The following is a 22,752-nucleotide window of genomic DNA, read 5'->3' on the forward strand; positions in this document are numbered from 1 at the left end:
GAAAGGCAAGAATTGACTGACGAAATCTGGAGCTGGACGGCGACCCGAACTGCGGAGGCCATCCGCTCGGGCAGCATCACGTCACGCGAGGCGACCGAGTCCGTGCTGTCACGCATCGGCGACGTGAACCCCCACATCAACGCGATCGTCGAGGTATCTGGGGCAGAAGCGCTCGAGATGGCGGATGCCGCGGATCTTCGTCAGCGCGCGGGCGAGCCCCTCGGCCCACTCCATGGCCTCCCCGTGACGACGAAGATCAACACGGACATCGCGGGCCACGCCACCACCAACTCCGTGCCGGAGTTCGCGAACGACGTCGTCACCGAAGACCACCCCGCGATCGAGAACCTGCGCGACGCGGGTGCCGTCTTCGTCGGCCGCTCCAACACCCCATCCTTCTCGATCCGCTGGTTCACCGACAATGACCTCCACGGGCGCACGCTGAACCCGTGGGACGCCTCGCGCACGCCCGGTGGTTCTAGCGGTGGTGCGGCGGCGGCCGTGGCATCCGGCATGGGCTTCATCGCGCACGGTAACGATATCGGCGGCTCCATCCGCTATCCCGCGGCCAGCTGTGGCGTTGTCGGTCTCCGTCCGACGCCCGGCCGTGTGCCGGACTGGCCGACGCCGCGCCTCGGTGCCCCCCTGCTCGGTACGCAGCACATGCAGGTGCAGGGCCCGCTCGCGCGCTCGGTCGACGATGTGGCGCTCGCCTTCTCGGCGATGGCCAGGTGGCACCCGAAGGACCCGTTCGCCGTTCCTGTACCGCTGCAGGGCGAGCCGCTCGACGGGCCCATCCGCGTGGGTGTCGTGCGCTCCGTGGGAGTCGTTGACCTGAACCCGGCGGTCGACATCGCGATCTCGCAGGCCGTCGCCTCGCTCACGGATGCCGGATACCTCGTCGAGGAGGTCGACCTCAGCCTCTTCGCGGATGCCTGGCTCCTGTGGTGGCAGGTGGTGCAGGGCGTCGAGTTCGAGGGGCTCGGCAAGCTCATCGAGCAGTACGGCGATGCCGCCATCCGCAAGTCCGCCGACAACCAGTTCGCGGCGATGCACCGCATCGTGTCGGGCTTCGAGTTGAGCGACTATGTGGGCGGCTATGCGCAGCGCGCAGCACTCGTGCGCGAACTGCAGCTCGTTCTGCAGCAGTACCCGATCCTTGTGCTTCCCATTTCAGCCGAGCAGACGTTCGAGATCGATGCGGATGTGCGCGGCGTCGACCGCATGGAGCAACTCGTCAAGGCGCAGTGGCCCATGATGTCGGTCGCCGCCCTCTCGGTGCCGGCGCTCTCGGTGCCGGTCACCGTCGTCAATGGCCTGCCGACCAGCGTGCAGCTTGTCGGACGGCGCTTCCGTGAGGACACCCTCCTCGCGGCCGGCCGCGAGATCGAATCGCGGGCATCCGTGTCGACGCCGATCGACCCGCGGTAGGTCGCGCGAAGATACCGCTGTCACAAGAACTCATATGAGCTGGAGCGGATGACGGGAATCGAACCCGCGCTATCAGCTTGGGAAGCTGAAGTTCTCCGATACCGATTACTGGGACTTACTCGGGCATCCCTTCCCTGTCAGCGCATAGCCCAAGTAGACATGAGTAGACCCATGTAGTCCGCGAAAACCACGAGTAGATGATGGATTTCCCCGCATTCGTGGGGTCGTGCGAGTCGTATGTCCCCGCTAGTCTCTGAGCATGAAACGCGCCTTCGTGATCGTCGCTGCGGTCCTCATTCTTGCCGGATGCGCAAGTGAACCTGAGCCTGAGAGCTCGCGCGGACCAGAGCCCACGGTGGTGGAGTACGCAACTGAGAATCAGGTGGCCTCTGTCATTGCGGAGTACGAACCGAAGTGGCGCGAGGTGATCGAGGAGTCAACGGAGTGCAGATTTCTCTGGGTTCTCGGCGGTAGCACTATCGCTGAGGAAATTCACGGCGACGTGTGCTTCATGCAGGAGAAGACGATTGGGATTACAGCGCAGTTGGTCCTACGCGACTGGGAGGCATTGAACGTGCCCGAATCGCTGCAGAGCCTCGTTACAGACACCAGCACGGTTCTGCGCGAGATAGGTAGGGGTGACCTCAAGACCATCTGCGGTGAGGCATCGCGACCGGTCGAAACCGATGAATGCAACAGCGAACTCGCCGGGAGGAACATGCTCTACTCGCAGCTCGAATCCAGTCTGAATAAGTGGAGCCCCTACCTGTGAACATGCAGCGCGACAAGGGCCGCGACGACCTCCTCTGGCTGATCATGGTCGCCGGACTCGTCATCGGCGGCCTGATGACGATAGGCGGTCTCCTTGTCGACATCGGAGCGCTCACTATCGTCGGTGTGATCTTCCTGGCGTTCGGCGGCGGCGCGATGTTCACGCGACTCAGTCGGCCGTAGTTGGCATGGTCGACACCGACGAGCTGCGCGACGACGACCCTGATGTGGTCGCGGGCATGGAGTTGCTGAAACGCCTGCGTGAGGCCGAAGCTGAGATCCGGGATCTGCCTGCACGAGAATAGGCTCATGACCCTCACCGCGATCATCTCCCCCATCCGTGACGGACGAGCCACAGGACGGGCGGAGACGGCCGAGATCAGCGCGGATGGTGCCGACTATGGGGCGGCGAAGGTGGCGCTGCAGGGGCTCGTACCGCAGGGATGGCGGATGCTCGCCATCCGGTATGACTGACCGACCCCCGCGAAAGCGGGTGGTGGTGAATGACAGTCAATGCTGGTGAATGACGGTGGGGTCTGTTAACCTGAGCATGCGTGGGTGGTCGTCAGCAGCTGTCAAGTTGCCCCCGAAAGGGTTCGCCGGCCGACACGCACTACAAGGTCGCTATCCATGGATATGCGGCCTTTGTCGTTCCCGTCCACGGGTGCATTTTCAATCCATACGAAGTGACGGCGCTGTCCGGCGATTGTCGGTAGAGTCGCGGCCCTAACTCAATGAGATACCGTGTCTCAACATTTCCGAAGGAGTCAGCATTGAATGCTGCTCCAGTGGCGGAGGCGACGAGGTCAGCGAGTTGCAGTGGCTCGAGTCGTTGAGGTTGGTCGATAGTTCCGCCTGCGGGATCGAGCCACCGCCAATCGATCTCTGTTGGCATCCCTCGCAACTTCGTTTCGTATTCCCTCAGATCAGATAGCTTGAATCTGATTATGTGCGCGACCGTGTAGCTGACGACTTCCCGATGCTTGCGTCCCATCCACGACAGGCGTTCAAGCAAGAATCGGAGCTGGTAGAGATACATCTGGCTTTCGTTGAGTTGGCCAACGAATAGGTGGCGCTTGCATGCGACTACCGAGACGACTTTCATCCAGCCCTGTCTGCCCAGAGTTCTTGCAATGTGCAAGCGCTGGGAATGCGACCGGATGTTCTTCCACGCAACGTATGAACCTGCCGCTCTATTTAGATCCGTGCGCAGGCTGGCGAGGGTTACCTCGATGTTGTCGAAGTTCGAGTCTCGGACGACTGAGGCGGAGAGAACGAAGTGATCGGAAGCTAGATTCCCGTGGCCGCGTTCGCCGGACTCATCAATGTAGGCATGAAGCACCCACCCACCCTCGCGTGTCTATTACCCGCTCCCAACCCCCAGTGTCGGGGTCACCGCGTAAGATCATGTTTCGCAGCGGCCGGGCTGCTCCCCAATGAGAGGAGCCCCAGTGCGTCACACCCCGCAGGACGCGATCACCACCATGGAACGCCGCCAATCCGTGTACCCGCCGTCGAAGTGGCATCCGCTGCTAGCTGCACGAGAGGTAGAGCCCGGGCTTTGGTACATGATCGACAGCACCGAGCAGTGCTACGGGGTCATCCGAATCATCCGTCGCGGGGACGAGGTCGGATACCGGGTGACGTCGTGGGCGCAGGAAGCGTCAGAGCGTCAGCTGATCGGCTATTACCGCACCCTGAAAGGATCGTGCGAGGCCGCGCACAGGCGATTCGTGGCGCTGCACGGGTGGCCGGGCGCGGTCAACTCCGGACGGGTTCCAGAAGCTCCGGCCCGTCGCCTCTGAGCGGTGCGACCTCGTAGAACTCCAGCGACTGTGCGACCGGCAGGGCCGCCTGCACCGCGGCATCGACAAACGACTGGTCGCCCTCAAGTTCGGGGTTGAGCCAGTCATCCCACCAGTCACGCGGCAGCGGCACGGGGTTGCGGTCGTGGATGCCGATCAGCTCGTCGACGGCATCGGCGGTGAGGATCGTCGCCGTCAGATTCCAGCGTGCCGGGTCATCCTGCGGCAGAGCAGGATCTGGCCACCACGAGTACAGGCCTGCCATCGCGAGCGTCTCCCCGGGCAGGTGAATGAAGTGCGGGGTCTTCGTGCCATCCGGGTCGGTGCGCCATTCGTAGTAGCCGGTCATCGGCACCAGACACCGGTGAGATTTGAGCGGGCCGCGCCATGTCGCCTTCTCCGCGATGCCCTCGCTGCGCGCATTGAACGTCGGAAACTTCAGCTTGAGAGTCTTCGACCACGACGGCACCAGTGACCACCGGGCCGGCTCGAGGCGTCGCACCAGCTCGCCGGTCTTAGTCGACTCGACGACGATCGGGATCTCCTGCGTCGGCTTGATGTTCCAGCCGGGTCGCCAGTCGCGCCAGTCTCCGCCGGCCGCGACGAACTCCTCGATGAGCTCGTTCGTTTCCTTGTTCATCGCGAAGCGTCCGCACATGCCCCTATCCTGCACCGCATCGGGATACGACGAAAGAGCCCCGCCTCCCATCCGAAGATGAGGGGCGGGGCATTGTTTCGGCTTTGGGGAAAGCGCAACTACTGGCAGCAGGCGGTCGATTCCTCGAGCGCGTCAGCGGGGTCGACCGGGACCTCGTACTCCGGGCCGCTCACTGTGAACTGCCCGTGCCGGCCGTCACTGCCAGCTGGTCGGCGGTGCGCTTCGTCACCAGGTCATAAGACGCCTGCGACACGAGGATGCCGATCAGGATGAGCACCGGCCATGCCGGCAGCACCCATCCCATCCACAGCGCGAAGAGGATGACCAGCGCAGCGAGGACGATCGACACGGCGATCGCGACGATCTTCTTCTGCCCGGCCGACCATCGCGGGTCGACTACGAGCGCCGTCGCGTAGGGGGCGAAGAAGTTGAGGAGCAGCGTGAGCGCTGCCGGGATGGCGGGGATTGCGATTGCTTCCATGTGTTGCTCCTAGCGGGGTAGGTCCGCCGGCCATTCCGGCGGGGGTGGTTGCTTGCCGTCCCAGATGTGGGAGCGGAGATCGTGGATATGCGCTCGGTATCCGTCATTGTGCTTCTCGAGGCGGTTGAGCCGTTCGTCCTGGGCTGTAGCCCGGCGACCGGCGTCATTACGGTAGGTGGAGAGCTCCTCCTGCAGCTGGTCGATGAGGCTGTTTTCGCCGGACTTTTTGACGGCCCGCCCCGACGAGATCGCGCCGAGCCAGACGCCGCCCGATCCGACGACTGCGATCGCCAGGCCGATGAGTGATGTGATGAGCCATTCCGGCATAGGGTCTCCCTCCCGAGACTGGGAGGGTTACTTGATGATGGCCGCGCGCACCGCGCCGGGGATCCGCGCGAAGTCGTCAGCGAGGATCGCCTGCACACGGGCCGCGATCTCGGCCGCCGTCAGCTCCGGATCGATGCGCGCCAGCTCGGCGGCGAGGCTCTTCACATCGATGTCCGAGACGGCGAGGGAACCGGACTTCTCGAAGGCGTCGCAGTAGTACGTGATGCGCTTGAGCTCGGCGAGGGTGAAGGCGGTTTCGCCGGAGAGGAGACGCTGGAGAATTGCGTCGTCGGAGGGGGCGAGGATGTGGACGAGAGCGCCGGGGCCAGCGAGGTAGGCGGCTCCGGTGGGGGCGGTGTCATAGACGCGGTACATGTGGGTGGTCCTGTTCTGTGAAGGGATGGGCAGGATGGTGCCTCCGGCCAGGGTGGAGCGAGAGTAGAGGTAGGCGCCGGGGTTGACAAGGGTTCCGTTGACACGGACTTCGATGTGTACGTGCGGGCCACCAGAAGCGCCCGCCCCGTCAGAGCCACGGGCCCCACCGGAGTCCGCAACCTCGGTGAGGACGTCCACCGACTGCCCTCGACTGACGTGCAGCGCCGACAGGTGAGCACAGAGCACATCGATGACGTCCCGGCCCACCACGTAGGAGATCTCGACGTAGCGTCCGTAGCCGGAGCTGTTGCCGGTATTCCCGGTGCGCTTGACGGTGCCAGCACCGGAGGCGTACACGGCGGTGCCCACGGCAACCGGGTCGTCTATGCCCTGATGGAACCGCGGCGAATGGAACCGGCCGCGATCCTGCATGTAGCCGCCACCCGTTGCGATCGCATCCGAGACGGTGGGACGGTAGAGGGCGCTCACGGAGCCACCGCATCGAGGACAATCCCACACGGGCCGCAGACCACCGTCGGGTTTTCTGCGGCCGCGGGAACCCGAATGGTGATGCCTGCGTTTTCGCACCCGTCTGTGGTGCAGGTCACGTCATACTCCGCCATGGGCGGTTCATCTATTTCGGTCATCATCCTGGTCCTGACGTTGGGGTCATTTGCACGGCAATCCACTGGTAGGGCACCGTCAGTCCGTCGGCACCGTTGAAGCCGAAAACGCTGATCGACGTGGCGCCAGCGGCAGCGTTGAAAGACACGCCTTGGTTGGTGGCGCGCCCCATGACAGACACCATGGCCGAGTTGGTGAACCTGCCTGCGGGGAGGGTGATCGTGAAGTTCTGCGTCGCCGCAGAGAACAGCTGACTGCCGAAACCTGCGGCCATCGCATACGGTGCCGACCGGCCTCCGTTTAGGTTCTGGTACTGGGGGCTGCGCATTGTGTCTGCCTGGACGCGGTACTCTCCCGCATTCAGGCCAGACCATGCACTGTCGGGGCCGTCAAAGTCTCCGACCTTGATCATCTGCGCATCGGCGTTGTTGCCGATTGACACCCACCGTTTCGGCGCGCCTGCGCCATCATTGAATCCGCGAATGGTGCCCGCAAGGCCGCTCGGGTCGTAGATAGTGAGTCCGGCACCAGACAGGACCACGCGCTGTCCTGACACGGCGGACTCAATGGTCGCCCCGATGGCGGTCAGCAAACCGTTCGTGCCGATCGTGGTCTGTGCGGTCCCGGCGGCGTTGAACCCTTTGAGTCCGGTCGAGTCCAACTGCACGCGCTGCCCTGATGCGGCCGTACGCACCACAGCACCCGTGATGGTTTTCCCGTCAATGGCACCATCGACAATCAGCTGCCCGGTCGTTTTCCGGCGGACGCTCATGTCGTGGAGCAAATATCCGAGCCCTGACGTGGCGCTTGTCTGCATCTGGATGAACAGGGTGCCGTACGCAGAATTGGCTGGCGCGGTGGCTTCAATGCTGAACGGAGTGAGCACGCCGGTATTGGGCACCGCGAAATTCGGAGAGGAGAGAGAGGTGCCCGCTGCGTCGTAGAAGAAAGCGCCGATGAGAAACGAGGTTGCGGTTGTAGCGTTCGACCATCCGGTGCCGTCGATCTGAAACTTTTCGCCGGGGACGGCCGTAAATTTGTGGGAGTTTCGGACGCGGACGGTCTGCCCGTTGGCGTTCAGTCGCCACGCAAGGCCCACGGTCGAGTTCGGTGTCCAGATCAACGATTGGGCGGGCTCGTACTCTTGAATCCACGCCCCGGGAGGGTTGGACAGTTCCGGGTCGTGGACGTAGTTCTCAAAGTCGCCCACCGCGAGAGCTTGCGTCGTGATCGTGTTCGCCTTGATGTAGGTACCGTCCAGCTGGCCCACTGTGGCCTTGCCGAGGTCGATAGACGCCAGCACCTGGTGGTTGATGGTGCGGGCCTCCCACACGCCCGAGACGAACTCCCACTGGCCGATGACCGTCGATGAGTCCCGCTGAAACCACGTGTCGCCGTCGATGAAATCGGTTGTCCCGGATGCAGGATCCAGCGACCAGACGACCCTGTTCTTGCCGTTCGCGGACGTGACAGCAGTCTCCGCCGCCTCCACCGCATCGATGACATCCTGAGCCATCTGCCCCAGACGGTCACCGTCCCACTCGACCGTGATCGACACAGGGGAGGACGGGTCAGAAATGTTCCCGACACGATCCACCGACCGCTGCCTAAACCACACCGTCACCGCATGCCCAATACCGGTGACCTGCACCGATCCGGCCGACACCAACTGCTGCCCAACCGGCAGATACGTGCCCGTCTCAGAGTCAGACTGTTCCGTGATGACGTGCTTGTGCTGCTTCGGCGGAGCCACCGGGCCCACATCCGAATCCAGCAGGCCGTCCCACGCCACGGATACGGCGCCCATGTCCTGAGTGACCACCGCAGTCGTGGGAGGCCACGGCAGATCCGTCGGATTGGCGACCATCACACCCTGCGGGCCGGACCATTCGCCCCACACACCACCCTTGGAATGGGCGCGCGCACGCACGTAGAACATCGTGGCCGGTTCCAGCGGGAACCAGTGCACCACCCGATCGACGGCCGCCGTCATGCGCGTCCACGGTTCCGTCAGAGACTCCCGCGACCACAGCTCGTACTGGTCAATGACAATCATGGTGCCTTGGGTGGCCATCGTCACTTCATCCCACGTGATCGTCACCGACCCGCGGGCGGCACCATCCGTATCCCAATACCCCTCATTCGAGAGAGATAGGCCGGTGGGCGCGACCGGGATACGTGCATCATTCGGTGACGGCACCACACCAGAACCGCCCGACCCGGCACCGATCCGCGCATTCGACTGCGTCTTCGCCAGCGACGGCAGCAACGCCGAAAACCGGTCCCCGACCAGAACAGTCACCCGAATTTGAGAGTCCTCCCCCTTGGAGAGCATCACCTCGAAAACGCGAACCTTCTGCCCGGAACGGTTCAGAATCCAATCGCCCGGCTCGAACCCGCGCCACGGCCACAAATGCGCGGGAACAGCGTTCGCGTCATAGGTGAACGACATCTCCGTTTTCGCGACCGTGTTCTCCGCCAGCGAATGCTCACCGATCTTCGTCGCATCCGCAGGCTTATCCACCCCACCCGCAGCAACCCACGACTCGAGCTGCCCGAAATGGGCCAGATCGGTGCCCACAAAATCTTCGACCGTGACCCGCAGATCCCCCTCGCCCTGCACCGTCACCCGAGTGCGGATGTCATCGATGGAGCGTTTCACCGGGGCCTGCGCCACCGGCACTGATGCCATCGACACCACCGCACCACGCCCGGGAGGGGACACAGATCTGCGATCCACGGTCCGGTCGATACCGGTGCCCGGGTTGTACAGCTTTAGTGAGTGATGGAAGCCGACCTCGAAACCGTCGGTGGCGTACTCGACCACACCATCCTGAATCAGCCCGTCCAGAACCTGTGAGTAGGGGATGCCCAACCGGTACGTGCGTTCGAGGTCGGTCGTCGCCCACGGCACCCCGTCACCGTCATGGGTGGCCGAGAACCCCTGGTAGAACCATGTGCCCCAGCCGCGCGCCTGCGCCTCATTCATCAGCGACATGAGGATGCGTCCCGGGGTCGCTGCACGCCAGGTGCGTTCCCCTTCCGCTGCGGACATTGACCACTGCACGCGGGCGCGCTGCAGCAGCCAGTCGGCGATACTCACGCCCCGGTAGGTGATGATCCCCGCCGGGTCCGCATCATCAGTGTCATCGCGAGACAACACGAAGCGGCCGTTCTTGACCTGCCGCACCCATTTGTCGCCGTCGTAGATCTCCACATCCACAACTTGGAAGCCGGGCAGGTCCGGCTCTACCTCGCGCGACGCCTTCACGATCAGCACGGGGGTTGCCGAGTGCGGGGCAGTGAAATCGATCGTCTGCAGGGTGAGGATACGGCCCACAGCCCATCCCAGATGCTCCGTGTAGTCCACCATCCGCACACGGATGTCGTACGGGAACTGGGCAACAAAATCAGACAACGTATGCCCCTCTCGCTCGCGTGCGGAATGTGATGCCGGTCTGTGAGGTCGTGACAACCCGCAACCGGCCAACACGAGTAGACGGGTTCCCGCCGATCAGATACGGGGCGATGCGGAACCCCGGGCCCGGGGAACGGTCCACCCACGGGGTGAGCTCATCGAGGGGAACCCAGGGGGAGGCTGCGGTCGTCTGGAAAGCTTGCCCGGTTGACGAGTTGAACAGCACCCCGCCGGTGTTCCCGCCGGCTGCTTCACAGGAGAACCACGCGCCGGACGAATCGGTGATCTCGAACCGTGACCCGAACGGACCACCCAACCAGATCAGCGCATCATCGACGGGCGCTGACATCCCTGACAGGACATCCACGAATTGGGTCGGATTGGCGATCGTCACCACCGGCGAGATCACTTCAGCTGCACTACGCCAATACACCCCGTTGAGGCGGATCAAAACAGTCAGATCGATGATGCTCTCGCCGGCTCCATACCCCTCATAGGAGGACGACAAGAACTCGAACTCCACCGTCCGAGACGGAGCGGCGGCCACCGACAGCGTCGGCTGCGGCGACAGGAGCAAGGAGTAGAGAGTTTCGAGATTGGCTTTCGGTGTTTGCACCATCAGCCGCAGTGTCACCGGGGCGGTCGTCCCCGGCAACGTTTGCACCCCGTCCCGTCCCGGCACACGCAGCGCCAGAACTTCACGGATAATCTCGCTGATCGGCTTCGACGGTCCCCGAAACTTCCATCCGTAGGTGGGGTTATCCAGCGGAATGCCGTTGACGCTATACATACCCGCTCGCAATCAGCATTTCGGCCGCCTCACGCAGATCGTTGACAGGATCACGAGAAACGGGGTGGTGAATATTGACCTCGAGCGTTGTGCTGGACGATGACGCTGGCTGGATACGGTGCTGACTAGTGTTGTCGTCCGCCGCGATCCCACCGTTGGCGAAAGCCACTGCGCCTGCGGGAATGTAGATTCCGCCGAGGCGCGCCGCTGTCTCCGCCATGACCGCATCAGACCGGCTCCGCTTCGACGGCGCCAAAGGAATGTAGGCCTCGCCGCCGGTTTCTGGTTCGGCCCAGACCCGGTAAGAGCCAGCTGCAGCGATTTGCGCGACATGATGCTCTGCGCCGGATCGCACACCGCCGTTCGCGAAGTAGTCCACCACTCCGCCGTCTGCCTGGGTGATGCCGCCTGAGGTGCCGACAGCGATTCGTACCTTTCGGCTCGCGTTGTAGGCGAGGAAGCGTTCAATTTCTTGCTGTGCACTCGCCGTCTCGGCGATGATCTTCCACTCCGTCTCGGACGGAATCTTGAGGATCTTGTCGGCGATCGCCTCAGCTGCCTCGCCCGTTACGCCGAGGTCAGCGATGCGCTCCAGGAGCGCCTGCCGCGAGTCCACGAGCCGCTGCCGGTACGCCTCGGTGTTTCCGTCGAGGGTGTGCTGTGCTTCGGCTGCATCCCATGCATCCTTCGCCAGGTCGACGAGCATGCCCATGTTGTCGCGGCCGGCCTGCTCGGTCTCATCGAGAGTGAGTGCGTAGCCTTCTTGACCTTTGCGGGCTTTCTTGATCTGCTCATCGACCTCGGCGAGGGTGTCGAGGTAGTCGATGTTCGCGGTTACGGCGTCTTGCCCGACCTCGTTCGCCTTGTTCATCGTGCCGATGAGCTGATCGAGATCCTTCCGCAGCGTGTCGGCGCCGTCGGCTGCGTCGATGTAGGCGCGGGCCGCTGACTTCGACTGCTTCTCGCCCTTGCCTTGCGCAAGCTCGAGCATGGCAGTCTTCCGTTCTGCCTCCGTCGTCTCCGACGTGATGAGACCGAGCGCGAGCGCCTGAGTCTCGAGCGCATCCCGGTAGGCGGGCATCGTGGAGAGGAGTCGCCACAGCTGCTTCTCGGACCCGTCGGTCTCCTTCGCGAGGAGGTTGAACCCCTTCTGCGCGTCAGGCAGATTCGACTCTGCCAGCGTGGCGAGGGTCACCCCAGCATCCTTGAGTGCCTCGAAGGCGCCGAAGTGTGTGGAGTCGAAGCGGGCGAACAGGTTGTCCGACTGGTCAGCGGCCGCCTGCAGAACAGCAGGCAAGTCAGACAGCTGATCCTTTACATCGGTCGACCACTGTAGCCAGTACTTCGCGTCCTTGCCCTGAGCGACCGTCGCGAACACGTCGGCGGCGGTCTTGGCGCCCTTGAATGACGCCTCGACATCCTCAGCGGATGCCTGCAACGAATCGAGGTGATCGGAGAGCAGCTTCACGCCGATCATGGCCGCCAAAATGGCGATGCCCCACGGACCCGACAGGAATGATGCGGTGCCCTTGAGCGCTGCCGTAGTGTTCGGCGACTGGGCGGTGAGTAGCGCCAGCGCGCCCCGGAACTCGACGATCTTCGGCACGGCGATGAGAGCCGTACCGCCGATGAGAGCGATGAGCCCGACCGCGAACGCGCCGACGACAAGGAGCTCCTGCAGCGGCTGCGGGAGAGACGCCACACCATCAGCCAGGTCAGCGATGCCACCGACTGTGTCCGCGACGACAGGCAGGAACACCGAGCCGAGGTTGATCGCGGCATCGTTGATGCGGTTGTTCATGATCGCGATCTTCGACTCGACGGTCTCGTACCGCTTCGCTGCCTCAGCCTGTAGCGCGTTGTTCTCCTCGAACGCTTCGTTGCCGAGCCCCATAGCCGCCGTGAACTGGTCAGACGCCGCAGCCGAGCGCAGCAGGGCGTCACGCATTCGCGTTTCGGTGATGCCCAACGACTCGAGCATCCCGAGGGTGGAGCCGCCTTGCTTCTCCGCGTCCGCGAGTCCCTTCACGAACGCTGCGAGAGCAGCGCCCGGATCCGTCTTCCACTTCTTGGTGAAGTCGTCGGCGGACATGCCGGCGATCTTCGCGAACTGCACGACACGGCCGCCGCCTTTGTCGACGGACGCGGCGATGTCGATCATCACCTTCGAGACGGCCGAGCCACCGGCCTCCGCCTCAATACCCACTGAAGAGAGCGCCGCGGCGAGACCCATGGTCTCGCCCTCGGTGAGGCCGACCTGGCGGGCAGCACCGGAGAGGCGGGTCGCCATGTTGACGATCTCCGCCTCCGTGGTGGCGTAGTTGTTGCCGAGCGCCACCACGGATGATCCGAGGTTGGAGGTCTTGTCCTGCGCCGTACCCATGACGTTCATGAACCGGGCGAGGGCTGTAGCTGCGTCGTTCGCGGAGAGGTTCGTGGTCTCGCCGAGGTCGATCATCGTGCGGGTGAACGCGACGACGTTCTTCGTCTGCACGCCGAGCTGCCCGGCGGCCTCTGCGACGGCCGCGATCTCGTCATGCGAGGCCGGGAGCACCCCGGTGAGGTCGCGCAGACCGGACTGCACGCCGGCGAGCTCCTCCGCGGTGCCGTCGACGGTCTTTGTGACGCCCGCCCAGGCGGACTCCCACTGGATTGCCGACTTCACTGTTAGAGCGGTGACCGCGACAACCGCCGCGCCGGCCGTGACGAGAGTCCTCCCGACGGTCGCCTGCGCCGCCGAATACTCAGCAGCCTTCTTCGCCGCATCCGCCTGTGCCTGCGCGAGACTCTTCGACGACGCGGCGGTCTTGTCCTGCTTGGCGCCGAGCTCCCCGGTCTGCTTCGCCGCGGCCTTCTGCGACGCCTCGAGCTCCTTTACAGCCTTATCGGCCTGGTTCAGCTCCTGACGGAAGACTTGCGCTCCCGCGGCCTTGATGCTGAATACGATCGCTCCGGCGTCGAACATCAGCCACCACCGTCCTTCGGAGCCATGAGGCGTCGATGTCCATAAGCCGAGTCACGGCGGAGCGCACGAAATGCCACGTCCTCGTGTCGAGGGCGCGGTCGAGATCAGAGATCAGATGGTGTTGGGCAAGGTCGAGTTCGACTTCGCCGTAGAGCTGCGGGAGTGCGACCGTCCAAATGTCAGACGCGCCCGCCGCGGTCAGCTCTTGTTCTGCTTCGGCAGCCTGTCTCGCGGCTGCTTCCCGGGCTTCACGCCATCCGGGAGGGAAGACGTACTCGGGGTAGCGGCCTGTAGCCGAATCAGGTCGTCCAATGCCGAACTGGGCGATGTCCGCGAGGGAGAGATCCCCAAACGTGCGGTCAGCGCCCAGAGGGCTTTTACCCCGCCGGCGACGCCTTCACCGCCCTCGATGAATGCGTTCACGCCAGTCAGGCCGAGGACGGTCTGCCAGAGGAACGCGGGGAGCAGGATCGACTCGGCTTCGGAGGTGCGGAGTTCTTCCTGAATGCGGTTGTAGTTGTGCTGCTCCGTCTCGGCGAGCGGCACGAACAGTCCTGTCTCAGGATCTTTCACTCCGCCGTCGATGGCCATGCGGAACGCGTCCGTCATTGCCTCTGGCTCTGCGACGCCGACCGCGGCCTCGAGATACGTGGAGGTGATCTGCTCGCCGATGCGTGCGGGGAGAGGTCGCACGATGAACGGTGCGACCTCCCCGATGGTCAGGTGCAGATCGCGCCCAACCTCGATTGCGGTAACCATGGAGTCCCTGCCCTCCCTCGGTTAGGCCGCGGCCGTGTAGTTGAACGCGGTCGACGCGCCCCCGGCGTTGGTGACGATGACCGGAGCGGGACCGGCGACCGCAGCGGGGATGACGGCGACGATGGTGTTCGCGTCGACGACCACATATTCGGCGACCGTGATCGTGTCGATAGTGACGGCCGTCGTACCGGTGAAGCCGTAGCCGCGGATGACGACCTGATCGCCGACCGTCTGCCCGGCGGGGCCGACGGACTCGATGATCGGGATGCCGGCGCCGGCAATGGGAGAGACGATCCGCTCCACAACGCCGTCGTTGGTGAGGGTGAATGTCCACCCGCCCTTGTCGGCGTAGCCGGTGTTCAGGTCAGCGACGGCGACGGAGAACTTGCCCTCGAATGCGGGGAGATCCTCGTCGAGCGCGTCGAACCACTGGAACTCGCGCTTGTTCAGCTCTCCCTCGGAGTAGGCGGCGTTGAGGAGGTCGATGACCCATGCCTGGGCGGCGACGATCTTCTTCGTGATCGGGTCGCGGACACCCTCAACAGAGAAGGTGGGGGCGAAGTTGTAGCCGATGATGTCCTGCGACGTGCGGCCCTTCGTCCCGTACACCTCCCGCTGAACGATGATCGGGGCCGGGTTGCCGGCGAGGTTGTTGATGTCGCCGGTGCAGTTGATGAACGCGCCGGCAAGCTTCATGCGCAGGATCTTCTGGTGCGCGAGCGCGACCGATCCGACGCTGGGCGTGGTCGTGTCATAGAGGGTCTGGTCAGCCATTGGTTTCTCCTTGTTTGGGTGGGGATGCCGGGCGCGCCGGCGAACCCCTCACGCGGGAGGGGCGGTCTGTGGGGGGTTAGCGGCGGCCGCGGAAGTAGTAGGTCGCGGCGAACGCGGAGCATCCGTTGCTGTCGGCTTCGAAATGCAGCAGCGAGAACCGGTGGGTCCAGCTGATGTAAAAGCTGGGCGGCGTGTTCTCGGTGTGGTCGAGGTCAGCGAAGATCGCCTGCTCGAGGTTCTCGGCGGCGATGTTGTTGCCCTTCACCCGTCCGAAGACCTGCACCCGGTGGGTCAGGTCGGCCCGACCATCGGCGATCGACGGGAGCGAGGTGAGCACGATGCAGTTGTCCGCGGCCGGAAGGGTCGGGCCGCTCGTGTAGATGCCCCGCTCAGTAGCCGTGTATGAGCCGACAGGCTTGTAGACGCCGTGGCCCTTGTCGTGGAGGAACTGGGCCAGCCCACGCCGGAACAACAGCTCGGGGGAAAGCGGGTCAGCCACTGATCTGCCCTCGCTGCGCCGATGAACGGATGACGTCACCCATCGCCTTGCGGTTCTCCACCGCGGGATCCTCGACGTACTTACCCTTGGCTCCGGGGTTCGAGTCGGTCGAGAAGTTGTACTCGGGGTGCTCGTGGAGTCGTGCCGCGTACGGGGTGTCGTAGACGACCTGGACGGGATCGCCGATGGTCTTTGCTTGCACCACCGTGCCGGATGACGCGAGGGTGCCCTCGTCCATCGGCACCTGCTCCTGCGTCTTCGCGAGCAGCAGCTCGCCGGCCTGATTCATGCCCTGCACGGTGCCGGCGAGTATGGATTCCATCACGTCGCCGAACTTCACGGTCATCTGCACGTCAGCGCGAACACCCATGGGTCACTCCGTCCATATCTCGATATGAGAGGGCGCCTTCTTGTGCTCGAGGTAAGCCGACGTGATGACTTCCGCTTCACGCTCTCGCGGGGTGCCCGGCCACACCGTGACCTTGGACCGCGGCTGCGCGTCGTCTTCCAGTAGCAGGACGATGAATGTCGACGCCGTGACTTCCTGCCCCGCTGTGGGGGAGGTGGAGCGGCGGTCGACGACGAGCTTTGCCTTCTGCTCGACATAGGCGGGCCGGTCGGGAGTGGTGGCCCATGTCTCGCCCTCGGCTCCTTCGCCGGTGAGGCGGGTGATGTCGACGCGGTGGGGGAGGTCGCGTGCGCGAAGCTTGCGGGCCACGATGTCTCCTAATGCTGAACGGTCGAGGTGATAAGGCCCGCGTTGGTGAGGATCTGCACCGCCTCGGGGGCGATGCGGGACGTTGCGGCAGACTTCGTGTTCGTCGCACCGCCTGATGCGCCGGAACCGCCGAACGACACCGACCCGATTCGCGTCGGGCCCGTCTGTGATTCGGCGCCGGTGAGATCGTCGGTGTCGTCGAACCATGCCGCCTGAGCGCAGGTCGCTTCGGTGAACGCGTCGGAGATGTCGGGGTCGGTGGGCATGTTGTCGTCGTCGACGTCGTAGACGGAGAACCGCACAATGCCGTCGACGACGGTTGAGGCGCGACGCAGCCTGGCGTTGAGGTCCTTCTCCGTGAGCGGGACCGGATCGCCGCCGCCTTCCGGCGTGGTCGTGGGCTGGTCGTCGCCGATGAAGTCGTAATAGTCCGCCGCGGTGGCGTACACGCGCTGAGCCATGGTCAGTCGCCAGATGGGGTGTCGGTCGCGATAAGAGGACGATGCCCGGCAACCGTCTGCGGGTCTGCGCCGTAGGAGTCTGGGGACATCCATGATCCGTCCTCCGCTAGGTAGAACACCGCGCCCTCGGGGTCGGCGTACCAGCCTGCGACGGTCGGCAACTCGATCGCGATCGCCTCAGCAACGGGCGCACGGCTGATCAGGTCGACCATCTCCGCCTTCTTCACACCCTTCGGCAGATCGATGCCCTCGGTATCGGCAATGTCCCGCAGCTCACGGACAGTGAGCGCTTCGAGGTCGATGAGCTCCGGCTCGATCACCTCGACCGCATACCCGTGCTGCACGAGCGCCTGCTCGCGCACCGGATGCAGTTCGGTGACCTCGGCGACACCATCACGGAACTCGATACCGAGATCCTTCTGACGGCCCGCCTGCGGGCGCGGGTGGGTGATGCGGATCATGACAACCTCCGACGGAGTGATGAAAGTTGAGGGGCGCTGCCCGGTGACGGTGGAAGACGCCACCGGGCAGCGAGGGTGTTACTTCTTGTCGGCTTCGGCGGCGGCCTTGTCGGCCTCCGCCTTCTTGTCGGCGGCGGCCTTGTCGGAGGCGGCCTTCTTTTCGGCGTCCGTCGGGCCAGATGCAGCCCGCTCGGCGACCTTGTAGCCGTGGCGCCGGAAGTACGAGATCTTCGCCTCGTCCTTCGTGTCGCCCTGGCCGTCAGCGAACGTGACGCCAACAACGGTTCCGGTGAACCCCTTCACAGGGGCGGTGATCTTTGCCATGAGTCCTCCTACCGGACCTTGATGTTGCGGAACACAGAGGCCGACTTCGTTGCCTTGAGGGCGACGGAGACCGGGCCGAGCTCGACCTCGCCCTTCTTCACCGCGCCGGCGGTGGAGAAGTCAGGCAGCCAGGTCTGGGCGATCTGACCGCCGACCGTGGACACGGCGTGGAACCCATCGAGGGCGACACGGAATGCGTACAGGTCGGTCAGGTTGACCGTCTCGACGGCGGCAACCGTGCGGGTCTCCGTGGGGATGATGAGGCTCGAGGAGCCTGCAACCTCACCAGCGTCGACCAGCAGAATGTCGCCGTACTGCTCACGCACGATCGGACGCCCGTTCGGGCCCATGAGACCTTCGACCGGGTTCTTCACGTACTGGCCCGCACGACGCACAGCAGCACGGACACGCGCGAGGCTGTCCTTGTTGCCGACGACGACCGTGGGCGTGCCGTCAAGCAGCCCCAGCCATTCGTCGAGCGCGTCGAGCGCCTTGTGCTCTGCGCGAGCGTTGGTGTCGAAGTCCGACCAGTCCGTGACTTCCCCGGCGCGGAACTCGGTGGACGAACCCACGAGCGCCTTGTCGAGGCCGTCGAAGCTGTTGGCATCGGCGGCAACGTCGCCGTTGATGACGAGGTCCTGGAACTTCGTCCGCGCGGCCTTGATCTTCTGCGCCATGTTGAGCGCGATGCCACCGGACGCGTTGGGGCCGATCTTCGCGACGACGCGGTCGATCTCGAACGCGCCACCCAGCACGGCCAGCTCGGTCGTGTAGTGCTGGGTCGTGACGTTCTGGGCTGCGTACTCGCTGTTGATCGCACGCGTTGCGGCGGTCGCCTCGGTGATCTGGCGCCGGTAGCCGTAAGTGAGGGTCGCCCCACCACCTGCCGGGTTCACGGCGTCATCGAAGATGAGGCTGTCGAGGATCGCCGACTCCTTGCGGAACTCGTCGATCACCGCCACGTCGAGGTCGGTCTGGGCGTTGTTCTTGCCCTCTGCCAGTGAAATGGCCATGGTTACTCCTTGGTTTGGTTAGCCGCCGAGCTGCTTTTTCACGGCAGCCTCGAGGCTCGTTGGCGTTGCGGGGGGTTGGCCGCCCTGATGACCGCCGCCACTCGATGACGGCAGTGCAGGACCGGACCGGAACGCCGAGTTCTTCTCGAGCGCGTCTTCGATCGCCTTCTTGACGTCCTCGTCCTTGGTGAGGTCGACGGTGGCGAAAGTCTTGGTGAAGCTCGATGAATCGAGCAGTGCTGCTGCGTTCGCGCCGAGTGACGGGGCGACGAGCAGAAGCTTGTTCTCGCGGGCAAGGTTGTCGCGTGCAGTCGCTGCGGCGTCGCGTTCAGCCTGTGCAGCGGCAAAGTCGGTGGCGGCCTTCTCGGCCGCGAGGCGATGGTTCTTCGCTTCCTCGCGGAGCTCGCGCACGTACTCGTCAGGGTCGCCCTTGTAGTGCACGGGCGGTGGAGTCGGTGCGGCCGGAGGTACGGGCGGCGCAACGGGAGGAGCCGGCGGCGGCGGCGTGGGAGCTGCAGGCGGGGCGGGCGGTGCGGCGGGTGGCGCCGCCGGGGGCTGGTTGCCGCCTTCGCCCTCCTCGAAGCGGATGCCACGAAGGTCGTGCAGTGTGCGGCCGATGACAGCGAGGCCGTCGCGGTCGCGGAGTGCGTGACTGGTGTGTGTCTTGGACATGGTGAATGAGCCTCCAGCTCGATCGGTTCCGGCCTCTGCCGGCATCCACCCCTTGCGGTGGAAGTTGGGGCCGTACCGCCCGCGTGCAGGGCCACGAACGGTACGGGGTATGTGGGGTCAGCGTCCGTCGGCGAAGTGCAGTTGCTCGCGGTACGAGGAACGTTTGCGGCCGGTCTCGTTGAGGAAGTCGCGCATCGTCTGCTGGCGTTCTTTCACCAGTGCGCGGGCGCGTGCTGCCGACACCTGATCTGGTGCGACAGCCTCGCGACGCTTCGCCGCACGGATCTGCCGCTCGAGCTCACGCTGACGGGCCCGCTCGCGCTCAGCCTCAGGGTCGTATGTGGTCGCGCCTTGCAGCTTCGTGGCGCCGGGGAGGTAGGCGACGAGGCGGCACCGGCAGTTTGGGTGATTCCAGCCAGCATTGCGGGCGTCATTCACGGTTCCCGCGACGATGACTGTGAGTGTCTGCCCGCTCGTCGTCGACGGCAGCGACAGCGTCCCTGCGGGTGTTCCGTCTGTGGAGAGAATCTTGCCCGCCCACGCTGCACAGGACTCGCACGAGTCGGCACCGCGCACGACGGTGACCAGGTTGATGCCTGCCTGCTGCATCCGCCATGTGCCCGCGTCGTTGAACGCGCGGTTGACGGAGGTGCGGCCGGCCATCTCGGCGTAGGCGCCGATTGTCCAGCGCCGGTCGGCCTTGTCGATGAACCCTGTGACGCCTTCAGACAGGAACCGCTGCACCGTGGCCGCTTGCTGCACCTTCGACGTCGTGACACCCGCGAGGGTGAGCGGCGAGTGCATCGACACGATGCGCTGGTATGCGTCTTGCGGGTAACGGGTGATGCGCTGATTCAGCACCTCGAGGCGAGAATGCAGAGACAGGGCGACCATGCCGACCGCTTGTGATGCGCTCGCGGTGAGTGTGGTGGTGGATATCGCAGCACCGCCGCCGATGAGGGGGATCGGCACAGCACGGGTGTCGAGACGCTTCGCGAGCCCCAGCTGTGCGACCGCGGCGGCCTCGCCCTGCGTTGCGGCGATGTGCACGGTGCGGCGGGCGAGATTCTCAGACCTCAGCTGTGCGACGATGCCCGCGGCGACCGCCTGCAGCTCACGTAGTGACTTGGCGCGGTGCGCGGCGAGTTCAGCGAGCACACGGTTCTGACGGCGGCGCTCAGCGACCGTGAGGCCCATGCCTCCGGGCGCGTCTGCTGCGAGCTGTGCCAGTTCGAGGTCGCGGTAGGCCCGCTGTGCAATCTCACGGATCAGTTCATCCTCAGCACCCGCGTACCGTGACGCGAGATCCTGCGACAGGGACTCGATCAGTTCCTCGACGGACTCACGGTCAGGGTTCGGCTTGAAGAGCGCCATGCGCCGACCTCCGAACCCTGACCAGTGATTAGGCCGAAGGGCCGGTGGCGAAGATCCCGCGGTTGGCGCGCATCTGCACGTCTTCCAGAGCGGTCAGCGCGAGCGACTGGTTACGGCCACCCGGCACGTATGCGTGAATGTGGGAGGCGACCTGCACGATGGCCTCTTGCATCTTCGCGACAGCGTGCTTCTGATCCTCAGTGGGCGGATTGCCGCCTGCCGCAGTCATGAAGCGTTCTTCGAGCGGGGTGGGTTTCGTGGACTCTGCCATGATTTCTCCTTGTTTCAACCCGGCCGTCTCGCCAGGAAGTCTCAGCGCCTCTGCTTCCTACGTGCTGCACGGTTGTTCTCGTGCGGGATGTCAAACCACGAAGGGCCAGGCATACGGATGCCGCGGCCACACGCTGACGAGAGTGCTACAGCCATGACGATGACCGCGAGCCAAAGGAAGGTCAGCATCAGGACTCGTTCTCGTCTTCGTTGGGGAGTGGGTCGCCGGTGAACGTGGCGGGGTCAGGCGCGGACGTACCGCGCTCGGCGACGATCCGCTTCACTTCCTCGTCGATCTTCGTGTCGTCCCAGTCAGGGTTGAACAACTCCACCTTGCGGCGGGTCGATGCGGCGCCAGCGGCATCAAGGAACTGGATCGTGCGGGCCAGCTGCTCCGGGTCTGTTTGCGAGATGTCCGCGAACATGACCACAGGTTCTTCGAACCGCCCGCCACCCTTGCCCGGGAACAGCTTGCCGTCGAGCTCGAGCGCCACCGACGACTGCTCTGCAATGGCGCGCTTGTCGTAGAGGGTCTTCTTGTCGCGGGTGATCTCTTCCCGCTTGTCGCGCAGCAACTCGCCTGTCGCGGTGACTTGCGATGCGCCGTCGTCGTCGATGCTGCGGGTGCCCTGCCCTGCAGCGCGGAAGATCTCACGCCACAGTGCGCGGGCGGTGCGCTCGTGCTCGTCGACGCGGATTGCGAACTGCACCTTGTCCATGGTGATCTTGCCAACCTCACCGGGCACGTCGAGCCCGGCGAAGAACTCCTGCCCGCTGTCGAAGAACCCACCCTGTCCGACACCGTTCGACTGCAGCGCAGACGAGGGGACGAGAACCTTGCCGCCGGCCAGCTTGAGGTCGCGCATCCACGACGACATGGTCTCGTCGAGGGCGTCGAAGAGGGGCAGTGATCCGGCGAAGTCGGAGCGGCCGGCGAATGCCAGCTGGCCCTTCTTCCGCCATGCCCGTGTGGGCATGTTGAGGTTGTACGAGGCGGTGAGCCGGTCGAGGCCGGTCACAATGCCAGCCTCGGAGTTGATCATCTTCGCCAGATGTGCGGTCTCCGGTCGATCTTCCAACGCAACGACACGGCCGATGTTCGTCTCGGAGCCCTGATACAGGACGTGCTGAATGCGGCCGACTTCGTGGTGCTCGAGGTGACGGAAGACGACCGACTTGTCGACGTACTCCGTCCACATGGTGCACGCGATGAGCTTGCCCTTGCGGAACTCGGGAATGACGACATCGACCGCGTATGAGGCGAGCCACACGTGATCGGATATATCGAGATCCCACTCGGAGGTGATGACCGTCGCGCCGAACACTGACTTGAGTTCGCCCATGGTGTTGTACATGGCGTGCGCAGCATCCGAGTTGGCGATCTCGTCGAGGCGCAGCTGCTCTTTGCTTGGGGTTGCCGCGACCACGGATGCTGACGCGCCCTGCGAAGTCGCGACGGCAAGCTGCACCTCCGGGGGTACAGCGAACACCGAATCGGAGGCGATCGTCGCAAGGTCAGCAGGTGCGGGAACGTGCAGGCGCGTGCGTGACTGTCCGGTCGGCACGGGCCGGCCCCAGAACATGCGCGACGCTGCACCGACGACACCGCCGCGCATCGGCTGGCCACGGTGAACGTGGGTGGCTTCCTGCTGCTCGCGACGGTAGATCTTCTCGAGCTCGTCGGTGTCGCCCAGATACCATGCTTCGTTCTCGCGGTACTGGCTGTAGGCGAAGTCCCAGGGTGCGGGTGGCCACGCTGTGTTCGGGGCAGGAAGCGCCATG

26 protein-coding genes are annotated in these 22,752 nt (G+C 64.5%); 5 read left to right on the top strand and 21 right to left on the bottom strand.

The genetic code is table 11. The annotated features are described in order from the left end of the window. Positions 1-12 precede the first annotated feature (12 nt). The 4 genes from FB562_RS10765 to FB562_RS13635 all read left to right on the top strand — a co-directional run bounded on the left by FB562_RS10765 (position 13) and on the right by FB562_RS13635 (position 2,676). The gene (locus FB562_RS10765; protein WP_221625408.1) at positions 13-1,431 is read left to right on the top strand and encodes an amidase; all 1,419 of its coding nucleotides are present in this window, start codon (positions 13-15) and stop codon (positions 1,429-1,431) included. Between the two features lie 259 nt (positions 1,432-1,690). Then, positions 1,691-2,203, top strand: coding sequence for a hypothetical protein (locus tag FB562_RS10775; RefSeq protein WP_141881309.1), 513 nt, complete (start codon positions 1,691-1,693; stop codon positions 2,201-2,203). Further along, positions 2,185-2,385 carry a hypothetical protein gene (locus FB562_RS10780; protein WP_141881310.1) on the top strand — a complete coding sequence of 67 codons (201 nt, stop codon included), beginning with the start codon at positions 2,185-2,187 and terminating at the stop codon, positions 2,383-2,385. The genes FB562_RS10775 and FB562_RS10780 overlap by 19 nt, the downstream gene beginning before the upstream one ends. Before the next feature lie 126 nt (positions 2,386-2,511). Then, positions 2,512-2,676, top strand: a complete 165-nt coding sequence (locus FB562_RS13635) for a hypothetical protein (protein ID WP_185740543.1) — start codon at positions 2,512-2,514, stop codon at positions 2,674-2,676. 139 nt (positions 2,677-2,815) lie between these two features. Here the strand turns inward: FB562_RS13635 and FB562_RS10785 are convergent, their stop codons facing one another. Next, positions 2,816-3,544: a DUF3800 domain-containing protein gene (locus tag FB562_RS10785; protein ID WP_141881311.1), complete on the bottom strand. Its 729-nt coding sequence runs from the start codon at positions 3,542-3,544 to the stop codon at positions 2,816-2,818. Between the two features lie 109 nt (positions 3,545-3,653). Between FB562_RS10785 and FB562_RS10790 the strand changes: the two genes are divergently transcribed. After that, on the top strand, positions 3,654-4,007 hold the full coding sequence (locus tag FB562_RS10790) for a hypothetical protein (protein WP_141881312.1): 354 nt from the start codon (positions 3,654-3,656) through the stop codon (positions 4,005-4,007). On the opposite strand, the gene FB562_RS10795 is transcribed toward FB562_RS10790, so the two are convergent. From FB562_RS10795 to FB562_RS10890, 20 genes are all read right to left on the bottom strand, one after another. Further along, on the bottom strand, positions 3,964-4,716 hold the full coding sequence (locus FB562_RS10795) for an SOS response-associated peptidase (protein WP_342777297.1): 753 nt from the start codon (positions 4,714-4,716) through the stop codon (positions 3,964-3,966). The two genes, FB562_RS10790 and FB562_RS10795, sit on opposite strands and share 44 nt — an antisense overlap. A gap of 118 nt (positions 4,717-4,834) precedes the next feature. Continuing rightward, positions 4,835-5,146, bottom strand: coding sequence for a hypothetical protein (locus FB562_RS10800; RefSeq protein ID WP_141881314.1), 312 nt, complete (start codon positions 5,144-5,146; stop codon positions 4,835-4,837). A 9-nt stretch (positions 5,147-5,155) separates the two neighbouring features. Further along, positions 5,156-5,473: a hypothetical protein gene (locus tag FB562_RS10805; RefSeq protein ID WP_141881315.1), complete on the bottom strand. Its 318-nt coding sequence runs from the start codon at positions 5,471-5,473 to the stop codon at positions 5,156-5,158. Between the two features lie 27 nt (positions 5,474-5,500). Beyond that, on the bottom strand, positions 5,501-6,337 hold the full coding sequence (locus tag FB562_RS10810) for a M23 family metallopeptidase (protein ID WP_141881316.1): 837 nt from the start codon (positions 6,335-6,337) through the stop codon (positions 5,501-5,503). A 157-nt stretch (positions 6,338-6,494) separates the two neighbouring features. Continuing rightward, positions 6,495-9,812, bottom strand: a complete 3,318-nt coding sequence (locus FB562_RS10815; protein ID WP_141881317.1) for a phage tail protein — start codon at positions 9,810-9,812, stop codon at positions 6,495-6,497. Positions 9,813-9,882: 70 nt separating this feature from the next. Then, positions 9,883-10,680, bottom strand: coding sequence for a hypothetical protein (locus FB562_RS10820; protein ID WP_141881318.1), 798 nt, complete (start codon positions 10,678-10,680; stop codon positions 9,883-9,885). After that, positions 10,673-13,645: a phage tail tape measure protein gene (locus FB562_RS10825; protein WP_141881319.1), complete on the bottom strand. Its 2,973-nt coding sequence runs from the start codon at positions 13,643-13,645 to the stop codon at positions 10,673-10,675. The genes FB562_RS10820 and FB562_RS10825 overlap by 8 nt, the downstream gene beginning before the upstream one ends. A 198-nt stretch (positions 13,646-13,843) precedes the next feature. Next, on the bottom strand, positions 13,844-14,404 hold the full coding sequence (locus FB562_RS10830) for a hypothetical protein (RefSeq protein WP_141881320.1): 561 nt from the start codon (positions 14,402-14,404) through the stop codon (positions 13,844-13,846). Positions 14,405-14,425: 21 nt separating this feature from the next. Beyond that, positions 14,426-15,178, bottom strand: coding sequence for an IPT/TIG domain-containing protein (locus tag FB562_RS10835; protein ID WP_141881321.1), 753 nt, complete (start codon positions 15,176-15,178; stop codon positions 14,426-14,428). Positions 15,179-15,254: 76 nt separating this feature from the next. Next, complete coding sequence (locus FB562_RS10840; RefSeq protein WP_141881322.1) at positions 15,255-15,677, bottom strand: hypothetical protein; 423 nt, start codon at positions 15,675-15,677, stop codon at positions 15,255-15,257. Beyond that, positions 15,670-16,047, bottom strand: coding sequence for a hypothetical protein (locus tag FB562_RS10845; protein ID WP_141881323.1), 378 nt, complete (start codon positions 16,045-16,047; stop codon positions 15,670-15,672). Before FB562_RS10845 ends, FB562_RS10840 begins: the two co-directional genes overlap by 8 nt. Before the next feature lie 3 nt (positions 16,048-16,050). Further along, positions 16,051-16,395 carry a hypothetical protein gene (locus tag FB562_RS10850; RefSeq protein ID WP_141881324.1) on the bottom strand — a complete coding sequence of 115 codons (345 nt, stop codon included), beginning with the start codon at positions 16,393-16,395 and terminating at the stop codon, positions 16,051-16,053. 8 nt (positions 16,396-16,403) lie between these two features. Continuing rightward, positions 16,404-16,856 carry a hypothetical protein gene (locus tag FB562_RS10855; protein WP_141881325.1) on the bottom strand — a complete coding sequence of 151 codons (453 nt, stop codon included), beginning with the start codon at positions 16,854-16,856 and terminating at the stop codon, positions 16,404-16,406. 2 nt (positions 16,857-16,858) lie between these two features. Next, a complete protein-coding gene (locus tag FB562_RS10860; protein ID WP_141881326.1) occupies positions 16,859-17,317 on the bottom strand; it encodes a Rho termination factor N-terminal domain-containing protein in 459 nt (152 codons plus the stop codon). 78 nt (positions 17,318-17,395) lie between these two features. Beyond that, complete coding sequence (locus tag FB562_RS10865; RefSeq protein ID WP_141881327.1) at positions 17,396-17,641, bottom strand: hypothetical protein; 246 nt, start codon at positions 17,639-17,641, stop codon at positions 17,396-17,398. Positions 17,642-17,649: 8 nt separating this feature from the next. Further along, entirely contained in the window at positions 17,650-18,654 is a 1,005-nt protein-coding gene (locus tag FB562_RS10870) for a major capsid protein (RefSeq protein ID WP_141881328.1), read from the bottom strand. An 18-nt stretch (positions 18,655-18,672) separates the two neighbouring features. Then, positions 18,673-19,326 carry a hypothetical protein gene (locus FB562_RS13640; RefSeq protein WP_185740544.1) on the bottom strand — a complete coding sequence of 218 codons (654 nt, stop codon included), beginning with the start codon at positions 19,324-19,326 and terminating at the stop codon, positions 18,673-18,675. A 117-nt stretch (positions 19,327-19,443) separates the two neighbouring features. After that, a complete protein-coding gene (locus FB562_RS10880) occupies positions 19,444-20,700 on the bottom strand; it encodes a phage minor capsid protein (RefSeq protein WP_141881329.1) in 1,257 nt (418 codons plus the stop codon). Between the two features lie 28 nt (positions 20,701-20,728). After that, on the bottom strand, positions 20,729-20,971 hold the full coding sequence (locus tag FB562_RS10885; protein ID WP_141881330.1) for an Acb2/Tad1 domain-containing protein: 243 nt from the start codon (positions 20,969-20,971) through the stop codon (positions 20,729-20,731). Positions 20,972-21,158: 187 nt separating this feature from the next. After that, the gene (locus FB562_RS10890; protein WP_141881331.1) at positions 21,159-22,751 is read right to left on the bottom strand and encodes a hypothetical protein; all 1,593 of its coding nucleotides are present in this window, start codon (positions 22,749-22,751) and stop codon (positions 21,159-21,161) included. Position 22,752 lies beyond the last annotated feature (1 nt).

It is taken from the genome of Homoserinimonas aerilata (assembly GCF_006716125.1).
Classification (GTDB): domain Bacteria; phylum Actinomycetota; class Actinomycetes; order Actinomycetales; family Microbacteriaceae; genus Homoserinimonas; species Homoserinimonas aerilata.